Source organism: Sinorhizobium glycinis, assembly GCF_001651865.1.
In the GTDB taxonomy this organism is placed as follows: domain Bacteria; phylum Pseudomonadota; class Alphaproteobacteria; order Rhizobiales; family Rhizobiaceae; genus Sinorhizobium; species Sinorhizobium glycinis.
The window spans coordinates 1,293,329-1,319,836 of the sequence record NZ_LPUX01000053.1 but is presented as its reverse complement, the minus strand read 5'-3'; the positions used below and the strand labels follow the sequence as shown (position 1 = coordinate 1,319,836).

At 64.8% G+C, this 26,508-nt stretch carries 27 protein-coding genes, 1 tRNA gene and 1 other RNA gene; 17 read left to right on the top strand and 12 right to left on the bottom strand.

Annotated elements, in window-relative coordinates; all coding sequences use genetic code 11:
• Nucleotides 1-200 precede the first annotated feature (200 nt).
• A complete protein-coding gene (locus AU381_RS11045) occupies nucleotides 201-1,145 on the bottom strand; it encodes an AEC family transporter (protein WP_064241737.1) in 945 nt (314 codons plus the stop codon).
• A 228-nt stretch (nucleotides 1,146-1,373) separates the two neighbouring features.
• On the opposite strand from AU381_RS11045, the gene AU381_RS11040 reads away from it, so the two are divergent.
• The 3 genes from AU381_RS11040 (at nucleotide 1,374) to AU381_RS11030 (ending at nucleotide 2,943) form a co-directional block, all read left to right on the top strand.
• Nucleotides 1,374-1,649 (top strand): BON domain-containing protein, encoded by a 276-nt coding sequence (locus AU381_RS11040; protein ID WP_064241736.1) that lies wholly within the window; start codon nucleotides 1,374-1,376, stop codon nucleotides 1,647-1,649.
• A 26-nt stretch (nucleotides 1,650-1,675) separates the two neighbouring features.
• Entirely contained in the window at nucleotides 1,676-2,119 is a 444-nt protein-coding gene (locus AU381_RS11035; protein ID WP_064241735.1) for an SRPBCC family protein, read from the top strand.
• A gap of 107 nt (nucleotides 2,120-2,226) precedes the next feature.
• Nucleotides 2,227-2,943, top strand: coding sequence for an SOS response-associated peptidase (locus tag AU381_RS11030; protein ID WP_064241734.1), 717 nt, complete (start codon nucleotides 2,227-2,229; stop codon nucleotides 2,941-2,943).
• A gap of 22 nt (nucleotides 2,944-2,965) precedes the next feature.
• Here AU381_RS11030 and abc-f read toward each other — a convergent pair whose 3' ends face one another.
• The 5 genes from abc-f to AU381_RS11005 form a co-directional block, all read right to left on the bottom strand.
• On the bottom strand, nucleotides 2,966-4,588 hold the full coding sequence (gene abc-f / locus AU381_RS11025) for a ribosomal protection-like ABC-F family protein (RefSeq protein WP_064241733.1): 1,623 nt from the start codon (nucleotides 4,586-4,588) through the stop codon (nucleotides 2,966-2,968).
• Nucleotides 4,589-4,867: 279 nt separating this feature from the next.
• Nucleotides 4,868-5,275: a c-type cytochrome gene (locus AU381_RS11020; RefSeq protein WP_244520041.1), complete on the bottom strand. Its 408-nt coding sequence runs from the start codon at nucleotides 5,273-5,275 to the stop codon at nucleotides 4,868-4,870.
• 13 nt (nucleotides 5,276-5,288) lie between these two features.
• Entirely contained in the window at nucleotides 5,289-5,657 is a 369-nt protein-coding gene (locus AU381_RS11015; protein ID WP_064241731.1) for a hypothetical protein, read from the bottom strand.
• 200 nt (nucleotides 5,658-5,857) lie between these two features.
• Entirely contained in the window at nucleotides 5,858-8,539 is a 2,682-nt protein-coding gene (locus AU381_RS11010; RefSeq protein ID WP_064241730.1) for an ATP-binding protein, read from the bottom strand.
• Between the two features lie 296 nt (nucleotides 8,540-8,835).
• Nucleotides 8,836-8,925, bottom strand: a tRNA-Ser gene (locus tag AU381_RS11005).
• Nucleotides 8,926-9,238: 313 nt separating this feature from the next.
• Between AU381_RS11005 and AU381_RS11000 the strand changes: the two genes are divergently transcribed.
• The 3 genes from AU381_RS11000 to AU381_RS10990 all read left to right on the top strand — a co-directional run bounded on the left by AU381_RS11000 (nucleotide 9,239) and on the right by AU381_RS10990 (nucleotide 11,466).
• A complete protein-coding gene (locus tag AU381_RS11000; protein ID WP_064241729.1) occupies nucleotides 9,239-9,556 on the top strand; it encodes a hypothetical protein in 318 nt (105 codons plus the stop codon).
• Nucleotides 9,557-9,604: 48 nt separating this feature from the next.
• Complete coding sequence (gene msrA, locus AU381_RS10995; protein ID WP_064241728.1) at nucleotides 9,605-10,255, top strand: peptide-methionine (S)-S-oxide reductase MsrA; 651 nt, start codon at nucleotides 9,605-9,607, stop codon at nucleotides 10,253-10,255.
• 218 nt (nucleotides 10,256-10,473) lie between these two features.
• Nucleotides 10,474-11,466: a BMP family lipoprotein gene (locus AU381_RS10990; protein WP_064241727.1), complete on the top strand. Its 993-nt coding sequence runs from the start codon at nucleotides 10,474-10,476 to the stop codon at nucleotides 11,464-11,466.
• Between the two features lie 77 nt (nucleotides 11,467-11,543).
• Here AU381_RS10990 and AU381_RS10985 read toward each other — a convergent pair whose 3' ends face one another.
• Nucleotides 11,544-11,753, bottom strand: a complete 210-nt coding sequence (locus AU381_RS10985; RefSeq protein WP_064241726.1) for a SlyX family protein — start codon at nucleotides 11,751-11,753, stop codon at nucleotides 11,544-11,546.
• 65 nt (nucleotides 11,754-11,818) lie between these two features.
• Entirely contained in the window at nucleotides 11,819-12,562 is a 744-nt protein-coding gene (locus tag AU381_RS10980; protein WP_064241911.1) for a sulfate transporter family protein, read from the bottom strand.
• A 192-nt stretch (nucleotides 12,563-12,754) separates the two neighbouring features.
• On the opposite strand from AU381_RS10980, the gene AU381_RS10975 reads away from it, so the two are divergent.
• From AU381_RS10975 to AU381_RS10965, 3 genes are read left to right on the top strand one after another with little or no spacing between them, the layout of a single operon-like run.
• Complete coding sequence (locus AU381_RS10975) at nucleotides 12,755-14,116, top strand: amidase (protein ID WP_064241725.1); 1,362 nt, start codon at nucleotides 12,755-12,757, stop codon at nucleotides 14,114-14,116.
• Complete coding sequence (locus AU381_RS10970) at nucleotides 14,113-15,021, top strand: ROK family protein (protein ID WP_064241724.1); 909 nt, start codon at nucleotides 14,113-14,115, stop codon at nucleotides 15,019-15,021. The genes AU381_RS10975 and AU381_RS10970 overlap by 4 nt, the downstream gene beginning before the upstream one ends.
• Nucleotides 15,021-15,743: a copper homeostasis protein CutC gene (locus tag AU381_RS10965; RefSeq protein WP_064241723.1), complete on the top strand. Its 723-nt coding sequence runs from the start codon at nucleotides 15,021-15,023 to the stop codon at nucleotides 15,741-15,743. Before AU381_RS10970 ends, AU381_RS10965 begins: the two co-directional genes overlap by 1 nt.
• 87 nt (nucleotides 15,744-15,830) lie before the next feature.
• Here AU381_RS10965 and AU381_RS10960 read toward each other — a convergent pair whose 3' ends face one another.
• Nucleotides 15,831-16,928, bottom strand: coding sequence for a branched-chain amino acid aminotransferase (locus AU381_RS10960; RefSeq protein WP_064241722.1), 1,098 nt, complete (start codon nucleotides 16,926-16,928; stop codon nucleotides 15,831-15,833).
• Nucleotides 16,929-17,162: 234 nt separating this feature from the next.
• Nucleotides 17,163-17,810, bottom strand: a complete 648-nt coding sequence (locus tag AU381_RS10955) for a c-type cytochrome (protein ID WP_064241721.1) — start codon at nucleotides 17,808-17,810, stop codon at nucleotides 17,163-17,165.
• Nucleotides 17,811-17,966: 156 nt separating this feature from the next.
• Between AU381_RS10955 and AU381_RS10950 the strand changes: the two genes are divergently transcribed.
• From AU381_RS10950 to AU381_RS27705, 3 genes are all read left to right on the top strand, one after another.
• Nucleotides 17,967-18,713 (top strand): 3-deoxy-manno-octulosonate cytidylyltransferase, encoded by a 747-nt coding sequence (locus AU381_RS10950; RefSeq protein ID WP_064241910.1) that lies wholly within the window; start codon nucleotides 17,967-17,969, stop codon nucleotides 18,711-18,713.
• 13 nt (nucleotides 18,714-18,726) lie between these two features.
• Nucleotides 18,727-19,581: a prephenate dehydratase gene (locus AU381_RS10945; protein ID WP_064241720.1), complete on the top strand. Its 855-nt coding sequence runs from the start codon at nucleotides 18,727-18,729 to the stop codon at nucleotides 19,579-19,581.
• Between the two features lie 525 nt (nucleotides 19,582-20,106).
• Complete coding sequence (locus AU381_RS27705) at nucleotides 20,107-20,244, top strand: DUF1127 domain-containing protein (RefSeq protein ID WP_012710021.1); 138 nt, start codon at nucleotides 20,107-20,109, stop codon at nucleotides 20,242-20,244.
• A gap of 162 nt (nucleotides 20,245-20,406) precedes the next feature.
• Here AU381_RS27705 and nudC read toward each other — a convergent pair whose 3' ends face one another.
• Both nudC and AU381_RS10935 read right to left on the bottom strand, forming a co-directional pair.
• Nucleotides 20,407-21,387, bottom strand: coding sequence for an NAD(+) diphosphatase (gene nudC / locus AU381_RS10940; RefSeq protein ID WP_064241719.1), 981 nt, complete (start codon nucleotides 21,385-21,387; stop codon nucleotides 20,407-20,409).
• 2 nt (nucleotides 21,388-21,389) lie between these two features.
• On the bottom strand, nucleotides 21,390-21,794 hold the full coding sequence (locus AU381_RS10935) for an HIT domain-containing protein (protein ID WP_156528570.1): 405 nt from the start codon (nucleotides 21,792-21,794) through the stop codon (nucleotides 21,390-21,392).
• 106 nt (nucleotides 21,795-21,900) lie between these two features.
• On the opposite strand from AU381_RS10935, the gene ffs reads away from it, so the two are divergent.
• From ffs to AU381_RS10910, 5 genes are all read left to right on the top strand, one after another.
• An RNA gene (ffs, locus tag AU381_RS10930) (signal recognition particle sRNA small type) lies at nucleotides 21,901-21,998 on the top strand.
• A gap of 45 nt (nucleotides 21,999-22,043) precedes the next feature.
• Nucleotides 22,044-23,921 carry a DNA polymerase III subunit gamma/tau gene (locus tag AU381_RS10925; protein ID WP_064241717.1) on the top strand — a complete coding sequence of 626 codons (1,878 nt, stop codon included), beginning with the start codon at nucleotides 22,044-22,046 and terminating at the stop codon, nucleotides 23,919-23,921.
• Nucleotides 23,922-23,983: 62 nt separating this feature from the next.
• Entirely contained in the window at nucleotides 23,984-24,307 is a 324-nt protein-coding gene (locus AU381_RS10920; protein WP_064241716.1) for a YbaB/EbfC family nucleoid-associated protein, read from the top strand.
• An 89-nt stretch (nucleotides 24,308-24,396) separates the two neighbouring features.
• A complete protein-coding gene (gene recR / locus AU381_RS10915) occupies nucleotides 24,397-25,002 on the top strand; it encodes a recombination mediator RecR (RefSeq protein ID WP_064241715.1) in 606 nt (201 codons plus the stop codon).
• A gap of 214 nt (nucleotides 25,003-25,216) precedes the next feature.
• Nucleotides 25,217-26,482, top strand: a complete 1,266-nt coding sequence (locus AU381_RS10910; RefSeq protein ID WP_064241714.1) for a lytic murein transglycosylase — start codon at nucleotides 25,217-25,219, stop codon at nucleotides 26,480-26,482.
• Nucleotides 26,483-26,508: the final 26 nt, after the last annotated feature.

The following is a 26,508-nucleotide window of genomic DNA, read 5'->3' as shown; positions in this document are numbered from 1 at the left end:
ATGCGGCGCGCTGGGCCCCTGGTTCGCCGCTACTGCATGAGACGCACGGCGCTGCGGGGGAGACTACAGCGCCGCGCGTCTTATCAGACGCGCAAAGGTCGCTGTAGCACTTTGAAACTGCATGTCTTTGTCCTTAAATCGAGGTCGATTTAAGGAGACATGCAGTAGGGNCGTGAAGGTCTTCCCCCCCCCCCCGGGCATCACATCAAGAGGTAGGCCCAGGCCGAAACGCTGATGACGCCGAGTGCCGTCGTCAGCGTGATCGTCGAGGAGGCGAGTGCGTGGCCGACATTGAAATGGTTGGCGATCAGCCAGGCATTGACGCCGGTCGGTACGGAAGAGGTCAGGACGAGGGCCGCGGTCCAGCTGTCGCTGAGATCGAGGATATGGCAGGCGACGAATACGGCGCCCGGCAGCACGATGAGCTTCAGCGTGCTGGTGACGGTGGCCAGTCCGGTGTTGCCGGCAAGGCCGTATTTGTCGAGCGCCATGCCGATTGAGACGAGCGCGGCGGGTGCGGCGACTCCGGCGAGCTGATCGACGACGATTTTCGCCGGGCCGCCGAGCGGCTGGCCGAGAAGATGGAAGAGCGCGCCCAGGGCGAGCCCGATCACCAGGGGATTGCGGACGAGATTGCGGCCGATTCCTGCCAGCAGCTTGATGATATTCTGCCGCGGCCGGCCGCTCACCTTCTGATCGGCGCGGTCCATCAGCACGGTCCCGGCGATCATCATCACCGGCAGATGCACGGAAAGCAGGATCGAAAGCGCAACGATCCCCTCCTCACCAACGACGCGCGAGACCAGCGGCAGGCCGATGAAGACCGTGTTGGCAAAGGCCGAAGAGACGCCCGCCAGCACCCCCATGCGGGGGTCGCGGCCGAAGCCGAGTGTTGCGGCCAGATGGCCGATCGTCCAGGTGACGGCGACGCCGGAGAAATAGGCGACCCAGAGCGGCCAGGGGGATCCCTCCTTGAAATCCGCCTCGGCGATGGTGCGGAAGAGCAGCACCGGCACGGCGACCCGGAAGACGAAGTCGCCGAGCGCGTCGCCGACGGCCGGCTTCAGATAGCCGAACTTCACGATCAGCCAGCCGGTCAGGATCAGGATGAAGATCGGGAGCACATTCAGGAAAACATCGGACATGCGCGAGCCTTGGCGTTTCGGCTGAACCGACCGGTCGCGATCGATTCCAGAGAGCAGGTCGGAGGAGCGCGCGCCCGGAGCCGCGCTTTGTTCAGGCGGATGGTTCCCGAGCCATAGACCCGTTTAAACCCCGGAGGCAAGGGCAGCGGCCCGGGAAAAGGCAGCGCGACTGCGCCGGGAACATTCCGGCGCCGCAGAGCGTTGCGCTCAAGGACGGGGATAACAGGAATGTCGAGCGAGCACCCGATCTATTCGCACAAGGACGACGACCCGCATCTGACCGATGACGACCTGGCGCAGAAGGTCCTGCGCTTCCTTCGCTACGCAACCTTCATCGACACGAGCGACATAGACGTGATCGCCCTCGGCACCATGGTCGTCCTGTCCGGTACGGTCGCGCGCGAAGCGGACATAGCCTGCGCCGGCGACGCGGCGGCCTCGGTTATCGGCGTTCAGAGCGTCGAGAACCGGCTGACGGCACGGCCGGGCGAAGCGGCGGACTGAGCGGCGAAATTGGCGGAGGACGAGTTATGAAGGACAGCATCGAAAAGCGTATCGAACTGGCAGCTCCGATCGAAAGAGTCTGGCGTGCGCTGACCGATCATGAGGCCTTCGGCGAATGGTTTCGCGTCAAGCTCGACGGTCCCTTCGTCGTCGGTCAGGTCACTACCGGCGAAATCACCTATCCCGGCCACGAGGGCATCAAGTGGACCTCCGTGACGGAGCGGATGGAGGCGCCGCGGCTGTTTGCCTTTCGCTGGCCGCACACCGAAGATCCGAATGCCGATATTGCGGACTCGCCTTCGACGCGCGTCGAATTCCACCTCAAACCCACGACAAGGGGCACGCATCTGACGATCACCGAATCGGGTTTCGGCTCCCTGCCGGAGGAGCGGCGCGAGGAGGCGGCCTGCAACAACGAGAAGGGATGGGAGATCCAGGCCCAGAACATCAAGGCCTTTGTCGAACCCTGATCAGGCCCGCAGCGGCGCGCCACCGTCATTGCCCCAAATTCGGCTGCGAACCCGACGTTGACGTCGCGCACCGCCGCGATACCTTTGCGGTGAGCGAGGGCAAGCGGATGTGCGGACGCGTCTACATCAAGAGCAATCTCGACGGGCTATTGCGCGAATTCTCCTTCGCCGAACGGGAGGCGGTCGAGGGGATGGCCAACCAGTTCCCCCGCTATAACGGTGCCCCCTCGCTCTATTATCCGATCATCATCACCGAGGTGATCCGCGATCCGGACGTGTTCGGCCCGAGCTTCGTCAGCGCCCGCTGGGGGCTGATCCCGCGCTTTGCGAAGGCGCAGCCCGGCCGGCCGCCGCCGATCAATGCGCGCTGCGAGGGCATCTCGGCCGTCGGCCTGTTCAAGGAGGCCTATCGCCGGCGCCGCTGCCTGATCCCGGTCGACGGCTTCTTCGAGTGGAAGGACATCTACAGCACCGGCAAGAACAAGCAGCCGTACGCGATCGCCATGAAGTCCGGCGAGCCCTTCGTGCTTGCCGGCCTCTGGGATACCTGGCGCGACCCGAAGACCGACGAGGACATCCGCACCTTCTGCGTCATTACCTGTCCGGCGAACGAGATGGTCGCGACCATCCACGACCGGATGCCGGTGATCCTGCACCGAGAGGACTATGAGCGCTGGCTTTCGCCTGAAGCGGATCCGTCCGATCTGATGAAGCCGTTTCCGCCGGGGCTGATGACCATGTGGCCGATCGACCGGAAGGTCGGCTCGCCGAAGTATGATGCGGCGGATATTCTGGACCCGGTCGAGCCTCCGGAGGAAGGCTGAGCGCTGCGGCGTCTCCGACCAGTCATGCGCGCAGGCCCGGCGCCTCCTGCCCGGTGCGCTCGACATATTCGGTGTAGCCGCCGCCATATTGATGAATCCCGTCGGGCGTCAGCTCCAAGACGCGGTTGGACAGCGCCGACAGGAAACGGCGGTCGTGCGAGACGAACAGCATGGTGCCCTCGTAGGCCGAAAGGGCCTTAATCAGCATTTCCTTCGTGTCGAGGTCGAGGTGGTTGGTCGGCTCGTCGAGGACGAGGAAGTTCGGCGGGTCGAACAGCATCGCCGCCATCACCAGCCGCGCCTTCTCGCCGCCGGAAAGCACCCGGCAGCGCTTTTCGATGTCGTCGCCGGAAAAGCCGAAACAGCCGGCGAGCGCCCGGAGCGGCGCCTGTCCAGCCTTGGGAAAGCGCTCCTCCAGCCATTGAAGGATGGTGCTGTCGCCGTCGAGCAGGTCCATGGCATGCTGGGCGAAATAGCCGAGCTTGACGCTGGCGCCGAGCGTCACGCTGCCCTGGTCCGGTGCCGCGGTGCCGGTGACGAGCTTCAGCAGCGTCGACTTTCCGGCACCGTTGATGCCCATGATACACCAGCGTTCGCGCCGGCGCACCATGAAGTCGAGACCGCCATAGATCGTCCGGCTGCCATAGGCCATGTGGACGTTCCTGAGGTTGACCACATCTTCCCCGGACCGCGGCGCCGGCAGGAATTCGAAGGCGACGGTCTGGCGGCGGCGCGGCGGCTCGACACGGTCGATCTTTTCGAGCTTCTTGACGCGGCTCTGGACCTGCGACGCGTGCGAGGCGCGGGCCTTGAAACGCTCGATGAACTTGATCTCCTTGGCGAGCATGGCCTGCTGGCGCTCGAACTGGGCCTGCTGCTGCCTTTCGTTCAGCGCCCGCTGTTCCTCGTAGAAACCATAGTCGCCGGAATAGCTCGTCAGCGCGCCGCCATCGATCTCGATGATCCTGGTGACGATCCGGTTCATGAACTCGCGGTCATGCGAGGTCATCAGCAGCGCGCCGTCATAGGTTTTCAGGAAATCCTCGAGCCAGATCAGGCTCTCGAGATCGAGGTGGTTGCTCGGCTCGTCGAGCAGCATGACGTCGGGGCGCATCAAGAGGATACGGGCGAGCGCGACGCGCATCTTCCAGCCGCCCGAGAGCTTGGCGACGTCGCCGTCCATCATCTCCTGGCTGAAGCTGAGCCCGGCCAGCACCTCGCGGGCGCGCCCCTCGAGCGCATAGCCGTCAAGTTCCTCGTAGCGTGCCTGCACCTCGCCGTAGCGATCGATGATCGCGTCCATCTCGTCCATGCGGTCCGGATCCGACATGGCCGCCTCGAGCGCCCGCAGCTCCGCCGCCACGGCGCTGACGGGGCCGGCCCCTTCCATCACCTCGGCGACCGCCGACCGCCCTGCCATCTCGCCGACATCCTGGTCGAAATAGCCGATCGTCACGCCCTTCTCGACGGAAACCTGCCCCTCGTCGGGCTGTTCCTCGCCGGTAATCATCCGGAAAAGCGTCGTCTTACCGGCCCCGTTCGGACCGACAAGCCCGATCCTTTCGCCGCGGTTCAAGGCGGCGGAGGCTTCGATATAGAGTATGCGGTGACTGCTGGACTTGCTGATATTGTCGATACGGATCATGCGGGGGACGGCCTGGTGGGGTTGCGGGCACCCCTATGCCACGGACAGGTGCCGCTGTCACGCGACCCGTGGCATCTGGCCGACGATCCGTCTTCCCTGTTCGGTCCGAAGCGAAAAGCGCGTTGCGCTCAAACGGGTTCACGCGACCCGGATGCGGCCATCCGCTTGTGCGAACCATGTCTCTAGTGTGAATGCATGTGAACCTGGTGCGGCGCCTCGAGGAGGATGCAGCCGCTGCCGCGAGCGCGTTCTGCACTTGCCTCGATGGTCGAAGCGGCCTTACGGCTCCACTCTTTTAGGCCGCCCGCGGCCGAGCGCGCCTTCTGAACGAGCCTGCAGGTAGGCATAAATGTCGTCGATATATGGAGCGAAATTGGGATCGTTGGCGAACCCCTTCATAACTGAGGCCCCGCCACTGCTCCGGCCGTTGCGAACGACGCGCCTGAACTCCTCGATATCGAGCGGCCGGTCGACGAGAGACGACGCAAAGGTCGAGCCAACTCCATCAGGACCGTGGCAATGGTTGCAGCCGGCATGATAACGCCGGTAGCCGTTGTAGGTCCGCGCATCGGCCGTGCCATCGACGACTCTGTAGGATTTGTCAACGGCCGCGGCTTCCTGCAAAGTTCCTCCGGAACCGACCGCGAAGCCACAGGCGACGACGGCGAACAGAACCAGATGCCGCAAGGGCCAAGCTCCGTCACTCCTCGAGTACGGCACTGGTCGCCATGCTGTCGATCGGAGCAGCGCCTGGCTCCAGCACGAGCAGGACTTTGCCATCGCGCATGATCTCGAAGTCGACGGGCGGCTGGTCGGCAGCTTGAGGCACGGAGATCATCAGCTTCTCCCCCGGTCCGAGTGTGGACACGAAGCGGATCGGCTGCGCTTCTGCTCCGGAGGCCAAGGTCGCAACTACCCGGTAGCCGTCTTTCTCTACCGTGTAATACACCGCACCATCGAAGCGGCCGAGATGAATGCTGTGGCCGTTACCCGGCGCCAGTTCCGACGCCGCGGCGATACCTGTCATGGCAAGCAAGGCCATTGCAAATGCGGTAGAACGTCTCGTCATCGCTGTCCCTCCTCTGCGAACCATCGACTGCCCAATTCAAAATGCGGAAGTGACGCGTCCTCGTCTAACGTCTGATAGTACGCGCAAGGCTGTAGGCGGTCTGTTCCCTTGGTGACACGCCCAGCCTATGCGCGGAGCAGCTCAGACACATCGGTACGGTCACCCTATTTCCGGCGGCCGGTTCCCTAATTTTCGCGAGCTTACCTATTTTTCGACGTTAACGGTGCATCGGCGGCTGACAGGAGCCACGGCTCGCCCCGCAGCCGCAGCAGGACTTCCATTCGGTTGGCGGCGTTGAATTTGCCGAGCACGGCGGAAACCTGATGTTCGATCGTGCGCGGCGAGCGAGACAATCGCTGGGCGGCTTCCTTGTTGCTCATGCCCGCGGCGATCAAGGCGAGCACTTGCTGTTCGTGCAGCGTTAAACCAAGCGGGTGACGGCGGGCGGCTCCATACGGCCCTCTGCGCGATTTCGGCAACTGGCCTGCAACACCCAGGCGCTGCGCCTGCTTTCGCGCCAGTGCCGCAGCGGGGCGCGCGCCCAACGACTCGAGAATCGTGACGGCGCGAGCCAGTGCCGACCCGGGATCGGCTCCGCGAACCTGCATCAGAGCAAGCGCAGCTTCGTAGGGAAGCCCCAGGCGCTCCCATTCCCTTGCCGCCTCCAGCGGATCGCCGCGGAGTTCGGCGGCACGACGCAAGGGAATTTGCGCCTTCGGCGCCGGTAGCGGCAGGGCCATACCGGATCGCTGCCACCAGACTGCCAGTTCGCCGAAGTCCGAGATGCGGAAGTTGTCAAGATCCATCGCGGCCAGAGCAGTCAGCTGCTCCTGTCCCGCCCTTGGGTCCTCGGCAAGCCAGGCTGCTTCGGCCAACGCAAGGCGGACCGGCACGATCCGCTGGATCTCGCCGGTCGTCACCCCCTCCTGGAGCGCCTGCTGGAGGAGGTCCAGGCCACCGGACACCCCCGTTCGCACCCGCACCCTTCCCAGAACAGTAAGCGCCGGTAGGTGCATGACCATCGGCAGGCGTTCCAGCTGCATGACGCCCTGCGCGATGATCTCGGCTTCGCGAAAGCGGCCCTGCTCCATGCGAAGCTGAGCCTGGCGCCCGAGCAGGTATTGTGTCGCTGAATCGAGATCGTTCCTTGTGGCGAACGCGATGCCTTCCGCCAACAGGCGTTCAGCCAGAACAAATTCCTTTGACATCACCGCGCACTCCGCGAAGTTGGTGCAGGCGCGCGCCGCATGGTCGTCAAATCCGTGCTCGAGCGCCAGCGCCAGGCTTTCCTCCAGCCGCTCGCGCCCGCCCGGGCGGTCGGCGAAAAAGAGGGCGGTGCCGACATTGTTCAAAGCGTGGATGCGCGTTTCGATCTCGCCCAGTTGGTCGGCGAGCGCGATCGCGCGCAATCCCCAGTCGATCGCTTCGTCGAAGCGATAGTGCAGCATATGAAGCTGAGAGCGCGTGCTGTAGGCCATCGCCAGTTCGGGCCCAGGCGGCAGGTTTTCCATTTCGCGCACCGCCAGGTCTGCGTATTCCTCCGCCGGCTGGCCTTCGCCGCGGCGCCAGTGCAGCCGCGACAGCCTACACAGATTAGGACCGATCTTGTCGGTGCGTCCGAGTTCGCGCCAAATCGCGATAGCACGATGATGGGCGTCAATCACCGGCTCGTAGACGAGCAGCGCCAGTCCCGCCTCGTAGGCCCAGTCCTCGTAGAGCTGTGCGGCCAATTCTGGTGTGGCTTGGGCGACGTATCTGATAGCCGTCGCCAAATGTGAGGCCGCCTCCCGGTGGGCGCCCAGGCGTGCCGCATGCGCCGCGGCTTTTGGCGCGAGCTCAAGCACGCGCGCCCCGTCGTCGGCCCCGGCTGCGTGATGTACCCGTCGGGAAAGCAGTGCAGAGGCGCGTGCTGCGGGGAGTTGCGATATCGCCGCCTCCGCCTTCGCATGGAGCGACCTCTGAAGCCTCGGCGACAGCCGGTCGAGCGTCGCCTGCCGGGCAAGTTCATGGCGAAACGTCAGGGCGCCCTGATTATCGCGCCGCAACAATCCGCGCGTCACGCATTGGTCGACCAATGCTTCGGCGTCGACACCGAGCAGGGCCCGGATCAGCCACGGCTCGACGCTGCCTGGCACGATGCTGATCACCTCCAGCACTTCACGTTCGCCTACCGACAGCCGGGAGAGGCGCGTCCAGACCGCATCGCGTATGGAATCCGGCACGCGCCCAGGTTCGGCCTCGCCGCTTGCCAAAAGCTCGGTAACGAAAAAGGGGTTGCCCTCCGTAACGCGATGGAGATCTGCGGCGCAGCGGCCGGCCTGCTCAGCCAACACCATCACAGCTTCGGGAGACAACGGTTCGAGCGCTATACGGGTCACCGATGCCGAGGGCAGATCGCCGAGCACCTGCGTCAGGGGATGATCGGCGTCGATTTCATCGGCACGCAGACTGAGCACCAGCACGGTGTGAAGCAAGGAGATGCGGCGGCCGAGGTATTTCACAAGGTCGAGCGTCGCGTTGTCGGCCCAATGCACATCCTCGAAGATGAGTACGATCACGTCACCGGCGTGCTGGAGCATGTTCAACAGTGCCGGAAAGAGTCGCTCCGGCGGGGCCGCCTGATCGAGCAGGGCTGCCACGCGCGGGTCAAGCAATTGCCCCATGTCCTGCAAAGGGCCGAGCGGGCACGGGGTGAAAAGCGCTTCGCACCAGCCCCACAGGGTCCGGCAACCCTTGTCCGCGTGCTCAGCGAACTCCCGCAGGAGGGAGGTCTTGCCGATCCCGGCTTCGCCTTCGACCAGCACGGTGCTGCCATGCCCGACCGCAGCGCTCCGCACCGCTCTTCGCAAAGCCTCGAGTGGACCCTCTCGATCGAGCAGCATCACGAAACCCCCTTGAGAGTATAGCAAGAAGCTCACTTCAGCACGATCAGGTTTGTGCGAATTGGAGGCCGTGTTTCAGCAATAGTGGGGATGATTTCTTGTATTTCTTTCCGGCAGCGTCGAATAATCCACTTGCGGTTGCCCATACGCTATACGGAAAACGGAACGGGTGAGATGGCCCAACTGATCGAACGACGTCGCCTGCTGCTTGCCTTTCACCGCAACCCCGAGCGCGCTCTTCAGCGACGTCGCGCCGATGGTAAGAGGTGGTTATCGGAAGTCTCGGGAGAAGCTAATGGCGGACAGAGAGGGATTCGAACCCTCGATACGCTTTCACGTATACACGCGTTCCAGGCGTGCGCCTTCAACCACTCGGCCACCTGTCCATCCGTCTGCAGCCGTTGGTCACTCCGGCTGGATGGGGGAGTGAACTCCACCGTGCTGCCGGCAAAACCGGCGGACGGGCGCGATATATACCGATGATTGGCGGCGGATCAACTGGTTTCTGACAGATTGTTGACATTGCGTGAGATCTTGTGGCGCGGTCGGCCATTGCGCTTGCCTGACGGCGCGCCTATCTCTTTGCACAGGACGCGCCGGGCGTGAATCGGTCTTGCGCCAAGTGACGCTCGGCGCCGCAGGCACACGGCTCCAAACGATCGACGGGCGCAGGGGGCGGAACCCGGCCAAGGAGGGTGAATGCGGCTCTTGCTGCGGTTTGCAAGCTTCGTCGCGCTGACGGCCGCCGTGCTTGCGGGCACGATTGATTCGATCCAGTCGGTGGCGGCCTCCGAGCCGGTACTGACGCCGCTTGCCGAAGGGATCGGGCTGCTTGGCTCCGACGCGCTCAACTGGGTGCAATCGCTGCAGCGAACCGACGCGGGACCCGCCATCTGGCTAACCGCCGTGCACTGGGTCTTCATGCAGCCGGCCTTCGCAGTGCTCCTCGTCGTCGCCCTCCTCCTGTGGATGGCGGGATACAGGAAGAAGCCGGCCGCCGGGCGCTTTGCGGCCTGAAGCGGCCCGGCCCGCTCAGCGCTTTCGGTGCATCGAAAGGAGCCGCAGATGTTTCTGATCGACATGTTCAACAAGAAGACCATCCTGCCCGACGCCGAGACTGCGCTTCCCGGCCGTGCCGAGGAAATCCCGACGGCTGCGACGCACTTCGTCACCGGCCGGCCGCTGAAGGGGCCCTATCCGGACGGCACGAAGAAGGTGCTCTTCGGCATGGGCTGCTTCTGGGGCGCCGAGCGGCTCTTCTGGCAGATCCCCGGCGTCCACGTGACCGCCGTCGGCTATTCCGGCGGGCTGACGCCGAACCCCACCTACCAGGAGACGACGACGGGGCTGACCGGCCACGCCGAGGTCGTGCTCGTCGTCTACGACCCGGGGAAAGTAACGCTTGCCCGCCTGCTCAAGACCTTCTTCGAGGAGCACGATCCGACCCAGGGCATGCGGCAGGGCAACGATATCGGCACGACCTATCGCTCGGCCGTCTATGTATTCGACGAGGAGCAGCTTGCCGAGGCGAATGCGGCGCGCAACGCCTTCAAAAGGGCGCTGAACGCCTTCAACCATGGTCGCGAGATCACCACGGAAATCGCGATCGCCGGGCCCTTCTACTTCGCCGAGGACTATCACCAGCAATATCTCGCCAAGAACCCGGGCGGCTATTGCGGCCTGCGCGGCACCGGCGTCAGCTGCCCGATCGGCTGACGCGAAATACTCGCCCGGCTTGCGCAGCCGCCGGCTCTCCGCAGCGGGGCGGCGGCTTTTTTACCATCTGAAAAATTTTGGATGTTTTTTTGAAGAAGCCGTGCAAGGATGCGGCCACCCAAGCCTTAAACAGAAGAGGGGCGGGCTCCGCGGACACGGCTCATCCCCGCCGCCGGAAAACCCGAAAAAAGATCCATTTGCGACAACAGGGCTGCAAGATGAAAAAAACCATTCTCGGTCTCTTTGCTTTCTCGATGATGTCGGCGACGGCGCTGGCCGCCGATACCAAGCCGGCGATCATCTACGACCTCGGCGGCAAGTTCGACAAATCCTTCAACGAAGCGGCCTTCAACGGCGCCGAAAAGTTCAAGGCCGAATCGGGCATCGAATACCGCGAGTTCGAGATCGCCAACGACGCCCAGCGCGAACAGGCGCTGCGCCGTTTCGCCAGCGACGGCAATAGCCCGATCGTCATGGCCGGCTTCAACTGGGCCGCATCGCTCGAGAAGATCGCCGCGGAATATCCGGATACCAAGTTCGCGATCATCGACATGGTGGTCGAAAAGCCGAACGTCAAATCGATCGTCTTCAAGGAACAGGAAGGCTCCTATCTCGTCGGCGTGCTCGCCGGGCTCGCCTCCAAGTCGAAGACCGTCGGCTTCGTCGGCGGAATGGACATCCCGCTGATCCACAAATTCGCCTGCGGCTATGTCGGCGGCGCCAAGTCGACCGGCGGGGACGTCAAGGTGCTCGAAGCCTATACCGGCACGACGCCGGACGCCTGGAACGATCCGGTCAAGGGCGGCGAGATCGCCAAGTCGCAGATCGACCAGGGCGCGGACGTCGTCTATCACGCCGCCGGCGGCACCGGCGTCGGCGTATTGCAGGCGGCAGCCGACGCGGGCAAGCTCGGCATCGGCGTCGACTCCAACCAGAACATGCTGCAGCCGGGCAAGGTTCTGACCTCGATGCTGAAGCGCGTCGACGTCGCCGTCTACGACGCCTTCACGGCGGCCAAGGACGACAAGTTCGAATTCGGCGTTTCCAATCTCGGCCTCAAGGAAGACGGCGTCGGCTATGCGCTCGACGAGCACAACAAGCCGCTGATCACGCCGGAAATGCTCGATGCGGTCGAGAAGGTGAAGGCCGATATCATCTCCGGCAAGGTGCAGGTGCACGACTACATGACGGACGAGACCTGCCCGTACTGATCGGCCCGTACTGATCGAAACGGCCTGACGCTGAGCCGCCGGCTTTCGACGAGCCGGCGGCTTTTTGCTGCCTCACATCAATAATGCGGCGGCCGTGTCACCGGGTTCGCCTCGCGGGACTGTTCCTCGAGGCTGAGGAAACGCTCGGTCAGCTGGTCGAGCTTGGCGCGCGTCTGCTCGACCGCCTTCCACTGTTCCGCGAGCTGGTCGGAAAGCTCCTCGATGGTCTTCGCCTGGTGCGCCACCGTTTCTTCCAAACGGACGATCCGGCTCTCCATGTCGCTCATGCGCTTCTCCAATTCTTCCTCAGTTCCGCACGCAGATTGTCCAGCTTGACGGCGGCGTCAAGCGATCAGCCCCGTGCTCCGGCCGCGACGCCGCGAACAGGCGAGAAGCCCGGGTCGAGCGCCGAAAGTCTCTTGTGCAGATGCACCATCATCCCGGCGGCAAAGAGCGGCGTCAGCAGGTTGATGAACGGCACGGCCAGGAAAGCCGCGACGACGAGGCCGGCGAGAAACACCGTCGCGCGGTGCTTGACGCGGAAGAGCCGCGCCTCGGCCGGCGAGCGGTGCCGCATCGCCGCGAATTCGAAGAATTCGCGCCCGAGCAGATAGCCGTTGACGAGGAAGAAGGCGATGAGGTTGACGCCGGGCACGAGCAACAGGAAGAGCGCGACGATGTTGCCGAGAATGACGACGCCGAGGAATTTCACCGAGCTGACCATCGCCTCGGCGAGCGGCAGGGGCGTGCCCGGCGGCTCGGCCGGATAGTCTCGCTTCTCGACCACCTCGGCGACATCGTCGAGGAAGAAGCCGGCGATCAGCGCCGTCACCGGGGCGAGCAGCAGCGCCAGAGCGAGAGCGAGGCCGAGGCTGGCGAAAATGCCGATCACGAAAGTGATCCAGCCGGCCCATTCGGGCGTGCCGGGCATCAACACGTCGATCCATGGCAGGGCAAGCCAGACGAACAGCTCGCGGAGCGCAAACCACAGCGCGACGAGCGCCAGCAGCGTGAGGCCGATGACCTTCCAGAAAACGACACGTGTCTCCGAAGCAAAGAGATTGGCGAGGGCGAGCCGCGCCGAGTCGAGAATCATCATGGATCTCCGCAAAGGACAAGAGGGACCGATGTAGGCAGCCGCACGGGCGTCGGCAAGGCACTTGCGCCGTGCTCTCTGGCATTGCACCTAAGAATCTGACGCTGGCAAACGCGGTGCACGGCGATATGCTAAAGCGGAAAAACAGCTCGGTCCGCTACGCCGGACCCGACGACAGGCCAGGGGAAAGCCATGACCCACAACAAGACGCTCGCGAGCCTTGCCGTTTTCGTGCAATCGGGACAATTGGATCCGGTCGCGCTCATCGACGATACCTTGACGCGGATCCAAAGCCATGCCGACCAGTCGATCTTCGTCGGGCTGACGCGCGGTCGCGCCGAGCGGGAGGCCAGGGCGGCCTCCGAACGGATCAGGGCCGGCCGCTCCCTCGGGCTGCTCGACGGCCTGCCGGTCGCCTGGAAGGATCTCTTCGATACGGCGGGCAGCGTCACCACCGCAGGTTCCGTCGTGCTGAAGGACAGTGGTCCGGCTTCTGCCGACGCGGCGGTGGTCGCGGCACTTGGCAGCGCCGGCATGGTGAGCGTCGGCCGCACCAATATGAGCGAGTTCGCCTTTTCCGGCCTCGGCATCAATCCTCACTACGGCACGCCCCGCAATCCAGCGGCGACAGACCAGCACCGGATCCCCGGCGGCTCCTCCTCCGGCTCCGCTGCGGCAGTCGCCGCCGGACTCGTGCCGTTGGCGATCGGCACCGACACCGGCGGATCGGTGCGTATTCCGGCGGCCATGACCGGCATTGTCGGCTACAAGGCGACACGCGGGCGATACGCGATGAAAGGCGTCTTTCCGCTCGCCCAGAGCCTCGATTCGCTCGGGCCCCTCTGCCACACCGTGCAGGACGCCGTCTGGGCGGATGCCGCCATGCACAGCCTGACGGCACCGGTGATCCGCCGTGCCGAGCTTGCCGACCTCTCGGTCGTCATCCCTGAGACGATCGTCTTCGACGAGGCGGAAACCGAGGTCGTCGCGGCATTCGAGGCGGGTATCAAGAGGCTGGAAGCGGCTGGGGCCCGGGTGCGCCGGCAAGCCTTCCCGAGCTTCGCCGAGATCTTCGATCTGATTGCCCGCCACGGCGCACTGGTGAATGCCGAGGCCTATGCACTCCACCGCGAGCGGCTTGGCGGTCCGGATGCCGCCCGCATGGACCCGCGCGTCGTCGTCCGAACGCGCCTTGGCGAGAAGATCACCGTCAGCGACTATATCGCTATCCTCGATGCCCGCGACCGGCTGATCCACCAGACGGTCGAAAGTCTCAAGCCCGGCGAACTCATCGCGCACCCGACGGTGCCGCATGTTGCGCCGCCGGTCGACCCGCTGCTTGCCGACGACGATCTGTTCTTCAAGACCAACGCCAGGACGCTGCGCAACACGTCGATCGGCAATTTCCTCGACTTCTGCGGCGTTTCGATTCCCTGCGGCAAGGGGGCGGCGGGCATGCCGGTCGGCTTCCTTCTATCCGCCCCGCATCACCAGGACGATCGGCTGCTTTCCGCCGCGCTTGCCCTCGAGGCGCTGATCCGGGGCGAGGCATGATCGTCTGCTTCGATATCGGCGGATCGGCGATCAAGGGAGCGATCACCCATTCGCCGGAGCGGATCTTCCCGCTGCCCCGGCGAACGACGCCGCTCAACGATTTCCGTCGCTTCGTCGAAGCCATGGAAGGGGTGCTCGACGAGGCGGGCGGACTGCCCGACCGGATTGCCATCTCGATCACCGGCGTCATCGACCCTGAGACACGGCGGATCAAATGCGCCAACATTCCCTGCATCGACGGACGTGAACTTGCCGCCGAACTCGAGGCGGCGCTGCACCTGCCGGTCGTCATCGCCAATGATGCCGATTGCTTCGCGCTGGCGGAAGCCGGCATCGGCGCCGGACGCGGCCACCGCATCGTCTTCGGCGCGATCCTCGGCACCGGCGTCGGCGGCGGCCTGGTGGTGGATGGCAGGCTGATCAACGCCGATGGCGGCTTTGCCGGCGAATGGGGGCATGGCCCGGTCGCTGCGTCCTCCGCCGGGTACCCGCCCATCGCCATCCCAACCTTCGACTGCGGCTGCGGCCAGCGCGGCTGCGTCGACACCGTCGGCGGCGCGCGCGGGCTGGAGCGTCTGCACGAGACGTTCCATCGCAGGACGCTTGCCAGCCACGAAATCATAGAGGCCTGGCAGGGCGGAGAGGCCGAGGCGTTACGGACGATCGACATTTTCGTCGACCTCGTCAGCGCGCCGCTGGCGCTGGTCATCAACATTACCGGCGCGACGATCGTGCCTGTCGGCGGCGGCCTCTCCAATTCCGAGGCGCTCATGGCCGAGATCGACGTGGCGGTGCGTCGGCGCATCCTCCGCCGCTTTGAAAGACCGCTGGTGGTGCGCGGCGAATGCCGGGTGGAACCGGGGCTGATCGGCGCGGCCCTCCTCGGCTTCGGAGGGAAAGGCTGATGAGCGCCATCCTGCTTGAGGTCTGCGTCGACGACGCTGAAGGTCTGGCGGCTGCGATAGAGGGCGGCGCCGACCGCATCGAACTCTGCTCGGCGCTTGCGGTCGGAGGGCTGACCCCGAGTGCCGGCCTGATGGCGCTTGCAGCCTGCGCGCCGGTGCCGGCCTATGCGATGATCCGGCCGCGGCCCGGCGATTTCGTCTTCCATACCGCTGAACTCGACATCATGCGCCGCGACATCGAAGCGGCGCGTGCCGCGGGGCTCGCCGGCGTCGTGCTCGGAGCATCGCTTCCCGACGGCCGGCTCGACGCGCCGGCGCTCGGCGAACTGACCGGGCACGCCGCTGGACTTGGCCTGACGCTGCACCGCGCCTTCGACCTGGTGCCGGATTTCGCCGAGGCAATCGAAATTGCAGTCGACCTCGGCTTTGAGCGAATCCTGACTTCTGGTGGCGCAAGGAATGCACCCGCAGCCGTCGACACACTGGCCCGGCTTGTCGAACTCGCCGCCGGACGACTCTCGATCATGCCTGGCTCCGGCGTCACCATCGACACGATCGGCCAGCTTCTACCGAGGCTGGCCGTGACGGAAGTCCACTCATCCTGCTCCGTTCGTGATGCGGCCAAGGACAGGCGAATGGTCGAAATGGGGTTCGCACCGCCGGAACGCCGCCGCACCGATGCGGCAACGGTCAGGGCGATGCGGTCGCGGCTTGGAGCCTAAATCGCAGCCGATCTGACGAGAAAACATGCCGCAATCAAAGTGCTAAAGCGACCTTTGCGCGTCTGATAAGACGCGCGGCGCCGTAGTTCAGAACAGCCGATCCAGCCATCCGTGCCGGTCGGGCGCGCGGCCGTTCTGGATGTCGAGCAGCGCTGTCTTCAGCCGTCCGGCCACCGGGCCGGCTCCGCCGTCGCCGATTGTGAAGCTGCGCGTCCGGCCCTTCACCTTGCCGATCGGCGTGACCACCGCGGCAGTGCCGCAAGCGAAGGCCTCGGTCAGCCGGCCGCTCTCCGCGTCCGCCTGCCACTGGTCGATTGAATAGGGCTCCTCGCGCACCGCGGGCCCCAGGTCGCGGGCAAGCGTGATCAGCGAATCGCGGGTGATGCCGGGTAGGATCGTGCCGGTGAGCGGCGGCGTCTGCAGCGAGCCGTCTTCGAAGACGAAAAAGACGTTCATGCCGCCGAGCTCCTCGATCCAGCGTTTCTCGACGGCATCGAGGAAGACGACCTGGTCGCAACCCTCGCGGGTCGCTTCGGCCTGTGCGGCGAGGCTTGCCGCATAGTTGCCGCCGCATTTCGCCTCGCCGGTGCCGCCGGGGGCGGCTCGCGTGTAATGCTCTGAGACCCAGAGGGTCACCGCCGGTGCGCCGCCCTTGAAGTAGGAACCAACCGGCGAGGCGATGACGCAATAGAGATAGTCGGACGACGGCTTCACGCCGAGGATCGCTTCCGTGGCGATCATGAACGGCCGGAGATAGAGCGAGGCACCTTCGGCCGCCGGAATCCAGTCGCGGTCCGTCCTGACCAGTGCGCGCACGGATTCTACGAACAGTTCTTCCGGCAGAGGAGCCATGGCCAGGCGATTGGCGGAGTTCGTGAAACGGCGCGCATTGGCGTCAGGCCGGAACAGTGTTGCACCGCCGTCGGGCAGGCGATAGGCCTTCATGCCTTCGAAGATCTCCTGGGCGTAGTGCAGCACCACCGTCGACGGGCTGAGGTCGAAAGCCTTCCGCGGCTCGATCCTGGCGTCATGCCAGCCGCGTCCCTCCGAATAACGGATCGTCGCCATGTGATCGGTGAGAACGCGGCCGAAGCCCGGGTTCTGCAGCAAGGCCTCGCGCTCGCCCGCTGCCATGGGGCTCGGATGTGTCTCGATGAGGAAAGTGTCTCTACCGCCGCTGGTCATCTATCGTCCGCTCCTTCGTTCCGAACGGCCGTCCCGCGCACATGAAGAGGGGACCTGGTCGGATCGGATTGCATTTGGTTACATTGTCAGTTGCAGGGATATTAGCATCGCCGAGGAAAAATCCGATAGGCGCGGCATCGGCGCGAAGGTTTCCGACGTTTCTCCGGGACCGCGTCTGATCGGATAGAAAAAGCCCGGTCGGTGACCGGGCTCTCCTTGAGAAATATCGAGCGCTTAGTTTGCCGGGGCCGGAGCCGGAGCGGGAGCTGCCGCCTGTCCACCGTCGGCAGGGGCGGCCGCCGGGGCTGCTTCCGTCGCGCCGGTGGCATCCGCCGCCGGCAGCGGGGCCGGGCTGTCCGCCTGTTCGCGCAGCCAGGCGAGCAGGTTGGCGCGCTCGTCCGGCTTTTTCAGGCCGGCAAAGCCCATGGCCGTGCCCGGCACATGCTTCTTCGGCGCTTCGAGGAAGTAGCTCAGGTGATCGTAGTCCCAAACGACCTTGCCGCCTTCGGAAAAGGTCTTCATGCCGGCCGAGTAGGAGAAGCCCTCATGCGAGGCGACCGGGCGGTTGACGACGCTCCAGAGATTGGGGCCGACCTTGTTCGGTCCGCCCTTCTCGATGGTGTGACAGCTTGCGCATTTCTTGAAGACGGCTTCGCCGGCGCTCGCGTCGGCCTTGGCGAGCAGCGGGCCGATAGGCTCCGGCTTTGCTTCTTCGCCGGCGCCGGCACCGGCTTCGCCCGCCGGTTCCTCGGCGACGATCGCAAAGCCTTCCTTCTCGGGAGCTTCGGAATGGAAAATGCCTTCAGAAGCAATGGACACGGTCATCAGCACGAAGACCGTACCCAGCAAGGCACCCACACCCATGTTCACATATGGATTCATCTGCAAACGCTCCCTTTGCCACCGGCGCAAACAAAAACCCGGCCCATCTTGAAATCGCGCGGAACCTATGTCTTTTGGCTCTGCGTTGCAACAGAGATTATCGACCCCGAAGTGAGACCTTTTGACACTTTCTGCGGGGTTTTTGAAGGCAAGATGATGAATCGTGAAAATTCGGGCAAAGCCCTCGTGCTCATTCCGGCGCGCATGGCGTCGACGCGCCTGCCGGGCAAGCCGCTTGCCGACATCTGCGGACTGCCGATGATTGTCCAGGTCGCCAGGCGCGCAGCGGAGGCCGATGTCGGCCGGATCGTCGTCGCCGTCGATGACGGGCAAGTCTTCGAGGCGGTGCGCGACGCCGGCTTCGAAGCAATCATGACGCGTGTCGATCATCAGTCCGGCTCCGACCGGATCTACGAGGCGCTCATGAAGGCCGACCCGGATGGCGAGGCCGAGATCGTCATCAATGTCCAGGGCGACCTGCCGACCATCGAGCCCGGCCCGATCCGCGCGGCGCTGAAGCCGCTCGAAGACGCGGCAACCGACATCGCCACGCTGACGGTGGAAATCACCGACGAGCACGAGAAGACCAATCCCAACGTCGTCAAGGTGGTCGGCTCGCCGCTGTCGGAGAGCCGCCTGCGCGCCCTTTATTTCACCCGCGCGACGGCGCCGCATGGCGCCGGGCCGCTCTACCATCATATCGGCCTCTACGCCTACCGGCGCAGGGCACTCGAGACCTTCGTGTCGCTCAAGCCTTCAACGCTCGAAATGCGCGAATCGCTCGAACAGTTGCGGGCGCTCGAAGCCGGCATGCGCATCGACGTCGAGATCGTCAATTCCGTGCCGCTGGGTGTCGACACGCCGGCCGACCTCGAGAAAGCCCGCCGCATACTCTCGGCTTGAAAGGAAAGCCAAAGTGACCGTCAAGACCAACAGGATTGCCTTCCAGGGCGACTTCGGCGCCAATTCCGACATGGCTTGCCGGGACATGTTCCCGTCCATGGAACCCTTGCCCTGCCAGACCTTCGAGGACGCCTTTCTGGCGGTCGAGAACGGCGATGCCGATCTCGGCATGATCCCGATCGAGAACACGATTGCCGGCCGTGTCGCCGACATCCACCACCTGCTGCCCGAATCGCGCCTGCACATCGTCGGCGAATATTTCATGCCGATCCGCTTCCAGCTGATGGTGCTTCCGGGCGTCAAGCACGATGAGATCCGCACCGTACACAGCCATATCCATGCGCTCGGCCAGTGCCGCAAGATCGTCCGCGCCAATCGCTGGAAGCCGATCGTCGCGGGCGATACGGCCGGTGCCGCCAAGCTGGTTGCCGAGACCGGCGACCGCTCGATGGCGGCGCTCGCCCCGCGGCTTGCCGCCGATCTCTACGGTCTGGAGATCCTCGCCGAGAACGTCGAGGACACCGACAGCAACGTCACGCGTTTTGTCGTGCTGTCGCGCGAGGATCAGCGGACAACGCGCAAGTCGAAAGACGAGCTGATCATCACCACCTTCGTCTTCAACGTACGCAACATCCCGGCCGCCCTATACAAGGCGATGGGCGGCTTTGCCACCAACGGCATCAACATGACGAAGCTCGAAAGCTACCAGCTCGGCGGCAAGTTCGTGGCGACGCAGTTCTATGCGGATATCGAGGGCCATCCGGACGACGAGGGCGTCCGCCACGCTATGGACGAGCTGCGCTTCTTCTCGGAGAACGTCCGCATTCTCGGGACGTACAAGGCGCATCCGATGCGTGGCGTGCTCTGAGCGGCGGCGCCGGGATGATGCCGCGCGATTGGCTTAGTGCCAGATCCAGAGATCTGTGCCGGTCTTGAGGCAAGTCGCATGAGTTCATTGGATGCTGCGCGCTCCGAAAGCGGAGATCGTCCCCGGCACCTTCTCTCAAGATTCGCCATACCCGCCGCCAGCCTCCCCCTCCGTCATCCTCGGGCTTGACCCGAGGATCCAAGTCACGCTGGCCAGGATCGCAGTCAGCAGCGGGGCTTGCGACTGGATCCTCGGGTCAAGCCCGAGGATGACCCATTGCATGGGGTGCCAAGAGGCATTGCGCGAGGGAAGCTTGCTCAGACGAGCAAAGTTCAGCGCAGCACTCTCAAATCCCGTCAATGTGCGGTTCGCGATAGTGCCATGCCGACGCAACGCGGAATGCGGCGACTGCCGTTAACCGGCTACGCGTCCAGCGCATGCCTAATCTGCAATCATGGAACTACTTAAATCTTAGGCAAATGCCTATTTGACCTTCGTCAAGAAAAAGAAAATGGAGTGTCAAAAATGAAGATCCGTCAGAAGATCATGGAATACGCAAAGTTGCGCCGTGCGGTACGCGAGCTGAACGCTCTGGACGACCACGCGCTGAGCGATATCGGTCTTTCCCGTTCCCAGATTCAGGCTGCCGTCTACGGCCGCTAATATATGTGTGGCCGCGCATCCGTTGGATGCACGGCGTCAAGTCTTCCACACTCCGCCGCACTTCGCGCGGGGTGTGCGCGTCTTTCTTGCTGGTCCTGTGCCTCACCTGAATGAGCTCGATGAGCCGCTCCGATCGCGACACCGCTTCCTGCTCCTTCGCGCTCAGCTGCGCTCCGGCCAGGCCAGCCAGTCGCGCATGAGCTGGTGAGCGATTGCGCCCTTCGGCGGCGGGATGTGCTCATCCGGCGTATTGGCGACCCCGGTCGAGCGCTCCAGCATCGCTTCCGTCTCCGCCCGGGTGAACCAGCGCACGTCCTCGAGTTCCTGCTCGTCGCGCCTGATGACGGTCGATCGCGCCTCGGCATAGCAGCCGATCATCAGCGAATGCGGCAGCGGCCAGGGCTGAGAGGCATGATAGCGCACCCGGCCGATGCGGATGCCGGATTCCTCCTGCGTCTCGCGGCGCACGGCGTTTTCGATGGTCTCGCCGGGCTCGACGAAGCCGGCAAGGCAGGAATACATGCCCGGCGCGAAATGCGGGCTGCGGCCGAGCAGGCAGAGGTCGCGCTCGATATCGACCGTCAGCATGATGACCACCGGATCGGTGCGCGGGAAGACCATGTGGCCGCAGGCCGTGCAGATGCGCCGGTAGCCCCCGGCCGCGCCGTCCATCGGCCCGCCGCAGCGGCCGCAGAAGCGATTGTTGGCGTTCCAGGTGACCAGGCTCGACCCTTGGGCGAACTGACCGAGCAGTTCCTCCGGCAGCATCTGCTGCCGGTAGAGCATGCGCGCATCGGCGATCTTGAAGGGCTCCGGCACGGTCTCCTCGGTCAAGCCGGACGGCACGGCGAGCCGCGGCTCGCCGTTCGGCAGGAACCCAAGCAGGATCGCCTCATCGATCGTCGGCTCGAGGCCAGCGAGCTCATAGGGCGCAAAGAGCGGATCGATGATCTTCTCGTCGTGCTTGACGATCAGCTTCGCGCCGGAAAAGGCGAGAAAATGCGCGCCCGGATGCTTGAGCGCCTTCTCGACGCAATCGTCGGCGCGATGCTCCGATTGCCGGTCGAGATGGTTTTCCGCGAAGGCGACGAAGGTGCTCGGCTCCGGATGGGGGCTGTGAAGATCGAAAATCGTTTTCGTCATGTTCAGAGATTTTCCAGAATACGTGCTGCGAATGCCTGACGCTCGTCTTCGGGCCACGGCTCGGCCTTGCCGAAACCCCAGACCGGACCCGGCCAGTTCGGATCTCCGTCTCGGCGGGCGATGACATGCACATGGAGCTGCCGGACGATGTTGCCGAGGGCCCCGATATTGATCTTCTCCGCTCCCGTGACCTTCTTGAGCGCGGTCGCCACCATGTTCGTCTCGAAGGTCAGCATCGTCTGATCGAGCGGCGTGAGCTCGAAGACCTCTGAGACGTCGGCGCGCTGCGGAATGAGGATCAGCCATGGCCAGCGGCGGTCGTTCATCAGGCGCATCTGGCAGAGGCCGATCGAGGCGATCGGTATGCCGTCGTGCTCAAGGCGCTGGTCGAGCGTGAAATCGGTCAAGAAAATCTCCTCGGCAGTAGGCAGATTCGCGTTGTATTCTATATCGATAGCAGTTTTTTGGCGGCTTGGCTTGCATTTGCTTCAGATATTGCCGATATGGAAGCCGGGAGGTTGGTGGTGGACGAGCCACTCGCCAACCGGGTCAGGTCCGGAAGGAAGCAGCCCTAACGAGCCCCGGCACGGGTCATCGTGCCAGCCTCCCACCTTCTCCGTCCTGTCGGGACAAGAGTTCGAACAGCGGCAGGGTCGATGAGCGACGAAGCGCCCATTACATCCCCAGTTTCCTCCGTCGAAAAACCGGCCGCCTACCGCGTTCTGGCGCGCAAATATCGCCCCAAGGATTTCTCCGACCTGATGGTCGGCCAGGAGCCGATGGTGCGTACGCTCACCAACGCCTTCGAGACCGGCCGCATCGCCCAGGCCTATATGCTGACGGGCGTGCGCGGCGTCGGCAAGACGACGACGGCGCGTATCCTAGCGCGGGCTCTGAACTACAAGACCGCCGAGATCGACAAGCCGACGATCGACCTTCGTATTCCGGGCGAGCATTGCCAGGCGATCATGGACGGCCGCCATGTCGACGTCATCGAGATGGACGCCGCCTCGCACACAGGCATCGACGACATCCGCGAGATCATCGAGCAGGTGCGCTACAGGCCCGTCTCGGCGCGCTACAAGGTCTACATCATCGACGAAGTGCACATGCTCTCGACGCAGGCCTTCAACGGCCTGCTGAAGACGCTCGAGGAGCCGCCGGAGCACGTGAAGTTCATCTTCGCGACGACCGAGATCCGTAAGGTTCCAATTACCGTCCTGTCGCGCTGCCAGCGCTTCGACTTGAGGCGCATCAGCGCCTCCGATCTGGTCGGTCTCTTTTCCACCATCCTGAACAAGGAAGCAGTGCCCTTCGAGCCGGAGGCGCTGGCCATGGTGGCGCGTGCGGCGGAAGGTTCGGCGCGCGACGGCCTCTCGCTGCTCGACCAGGCGATCGCCCATGGCGGCGGCTCGGTCGAGATGGAAACGGTGCGCTCGATGCTCGGTCTTGCCGATCGCGCCCGGATCGTCGATCTCTTCGAGCACGTCATCAAGGGCGACGCCGCGGCCGCGCTCGCAGAATTCGCGGCGCAATACGAGGCAGGCGCCAACCCGACGGTCGTCTTGACCGACCTTGCCGATTTCACCCACCTCGTGACGCGCATGAAATACGTGCCCGAGGCCGCGAACGACCAGTCGCTGAGCGAGATCGAGCGCCGGCGCGGCGCCGAATTCGCCGGCAGCGTTGCGGTCACCACCCTGTCGCGCATCTGGCAGATGCTCCTGAAGGGCATTCCGGAGGCGGAAAGCTCGGCGCGCCCGGCCGGTGCCGCCGAGATGGTGCTGATCCGGCTCGCCCATGCCGCCCATCTGCCCGCGCCCGAGGACGCCGCGCGGCGCCTGCTCGAGCTTTCGGGTGGCGAGACCGGCGACGGCCGCCCGGCGCCGACCCGCACTGGCGGCGGCACGCAGGCTCAGGCCGGGCAGCCGGTGCAGGCCCGTTCCGTCGAGGCAGCGCCTGTCCAGCGCCCGTCCGGCAACGGCGCCACCATGCTGCGGGCCGTTCCCGATGTCGCGGCCCAGCCGATAGGCGTCGGCCGGACTGAAGGCAGGCCGGCACCGGCTGCTGCCGCCAGGCCGGAACCTAAAGTTCCCGTCAATTCGGTGAGCGACATCGCCGATCTCTGCGCCAAGAACCGCGACATCAAGCTGAAGGCGCTGGTGCGCGGCTTCCTGCGGCTCGTGCATATCGAGCCCGGCCGGCTCGACGTCAATCTTCCCGACGACGCGCCGAAGACGCTGCTCAACGAGCTGGCCGTCAAGCTCAAGGAATGGACCGGCATCCACTGGGTCGTCAGCTACAGCCGCGAGCCGGGCGAGCCGACGCTGGTCGAGGCCGAGCAGCGCGCCCAGGAGCAGCGCGTCAACGACGCCCGCCAGGATCCGGACGTCGCGGCGATCCTGGCGCGCTTCCCGGGAGCGAGAATTACCGACGTGCGCATTCGCGCCGCGGAGGCGGAGGCGGAGATGCTTGCCCCGGCGGCAGCGGAGTCCGAGGACGGCGATATCGTCCCGGGCGACGACATCGAGTAGCAGCGCATCGCAATAGCGGCGCTTTGAATTCAGGCAGAAATACCAAAGGACAGGAGACGACGATGCGCGACATCATGGGCATGATGGGCAAGGTCAAGGAAATGCAGGCCAAGATGGAGAAGTTGCAGGCGGAGATCGCCGCACTCGAAGTCGACGGCACCTCCGGCGGCGGCCTCGTCAATGTCCGCCTCGACGGAAAGGGCCACATGAAGAGCCTGAAGATCGATCCGTCGCTCTTCAAGGAAGACGATGTCGAGATCCTCGAGGACCTGATCGTCGCCGCCCACAAGGATGCCAAGGAAAAGGCCGAGGCCGTGCAGGCGGAAAAGACCCGCGAACTGACCGCCGGCCTGCCGATTCCGCCCGGCATGAAGCTGCCGTTTTGATAGGCCTTCGCCGGAGCCCGGTTGATCGCCACGCGGTGATTGCCGCCGAAGCGATTCCGTTTGGCTGCGATATGAGCTAAAAGCCGGCTATGGCAAAGCGAGTCACCGGTCCCGAAATCGAAAAGCTCATTCAGCTCCTGGCGAAGGTGCCGGGCCTCGGCCCCCGTTCCGCGCGGCGAGCCGCGCTGCATCTCGTCAAGAAGAAGGAGCAGTTGCTCGGGCCGCTTGCCGAGGCGATGGGCGAGGCGCACCGCAAGGTCAGGATCTGCTCCTGCTGCGGCAATGTCGATACCATCGATCCCTGCACCGTCTGCACCGACGAGCGGCGCGACCAGTCGGTGATCATCGTCGTCGAGGACGTCGCCGATCTCTGGGCGCTGGAGCGGGCCGGGGCCTTGAACGCCGCCTATCATGTGCTCGGCGGCACGCTGTCGCCGCTCGACGGCATCGGACCGGACGACCTGAACATCAAGGGGCTCGTCGACCGGGTCGCCAAGGGCGGCGTGCGCGAGCTGGTCATCGCCGTCAATGCGACCGTCGAGGGCCAGACGACCGCCCATTACATCACCGACCAGCTCGAGGGCATGGACGTGAAGATCACCCGCCTCGCCCATGGCGTTCCCGTCGGCGGCGAGCTCGACTATCTCGACGAAGGTACGCTCACCGCTGCGCTCCGGGCGCGCACGACGATCTGAAGGGATGCCGATGCGTTTGAAGTCTCGTGTTCGCTCGTGGATTGCCGGTCTTCGTGTTGGGGCTACCCCCCTCTGCCCTGCCGGGCATCTCCCCCACAAGGGGGGAGATCAGGTAGCGGCGAGCGCTCAACCCCACAGCACCGTTGCCGCGAGCGCGACTCGCTCTGCAGGGGTAAGCGGCCGCCGCCCGCCGATCTCCCTCCTTGTGGGGGAGATGCCCGGCAGGGCAGAGGGGGGTAAGCGCCGCGCCCGCCTCATCGCCACCATCGCTGCATTCCTGGCCCTCCACCTTCCCGCGCATGCCGCCACCAAGGCCGACGTCGAGGCGCAGTTCCGCCAATGGCTTGCGAATGACCTCTGGCCGGAGGCGAAACAGGCCGGCATCTCCTCCGCGGCATTCAAGGCGGCCTTCGCGGACGTAAAGCTTGATTGGGACCTGCCGGATCTGGCGCCGCCCGGCTTCCCCAAGGCGAAGGAGCGCAAGCAGAGCCAGGCGGAGTTTTCCTCGCCGGGCTCCTACTTCTCCGAAAAGCGGCTGCAGGGCCTGGCTGCAACGGGCCGCAGCCTCGCTTCCGCCCATGCCTCGACGCTGAAACGCATCGAGCGGACCTATGGCGTTCCGGGGCAGGTGGTGCTTGCCATCTGGGGGCGTGAATCCGGCTTCGGCCGGGCGAAGATCCCGCATCCGATCATGGACGTGTTGGCGACCAAGGCCTTCATGTCGACGCGGCCGGAGCTTTTTCGCCGCGAGCTGATCGCGGCGCTGAATATCCTCCAGAGCGGCGACGTCAAGGAGGCGGAGATGCGCGGCTCCTGGGCGGGCGCCATGGGCCAGCCGCAGTTCCTGCCCTCGAGCTTCCTCAAATACGCGGTGGACTTCGACGGCGACGGTCGCCGCGACATTTGGAACTCGGTGCCCGACAGCCTCGCCTCGATCGCCAATTATCTTTCCGAGAAGGGCTGGCAGGGCGGCCGCGACTGGGGCTTCGAAGTATCGATCCCGGGCAGCGTCTCCTGCGCCCAGGAGGGACCGGACCTGGCGCGGCCGATCGCCGATTGGGCCGGCATGGGGATCACCCGCGTCTCGGGCAAGGCCTTTCCGGCCGCCGAGCGCTCGGCATCGGGCATGATGCTGGTGCCGGCCGGCACGCACGGCCCGGGCTTCGTGGTCACGCCCAATTTCTACGTCATCAAGGAATACAACAACTCCGACCTCTACGCCCTCTTCATCGGCAACCTTGCCGACCGCATCGCCGCCGGCGGCGGGCCGTTCCGCGGCGAATGGGGCGATGTCGGCAAGATGCTGCGCTCCGACGTGCTCGGCATGCAGAAGGCGCTGGTCGCGATCGGCTACGATGTCGGCAAGGTCGACGGGCTGCCGGGTTACAAGACCCGCCGCTCGCTCGGCGACTGGCAGGCGAAGAACGGCTTGGCGCCGACCTGCTTTCCGGCCCCGTCGCTCAAGGCGAAGCTCAGGTGAATCTTCGATCGAGGAGGCTTTGGTTC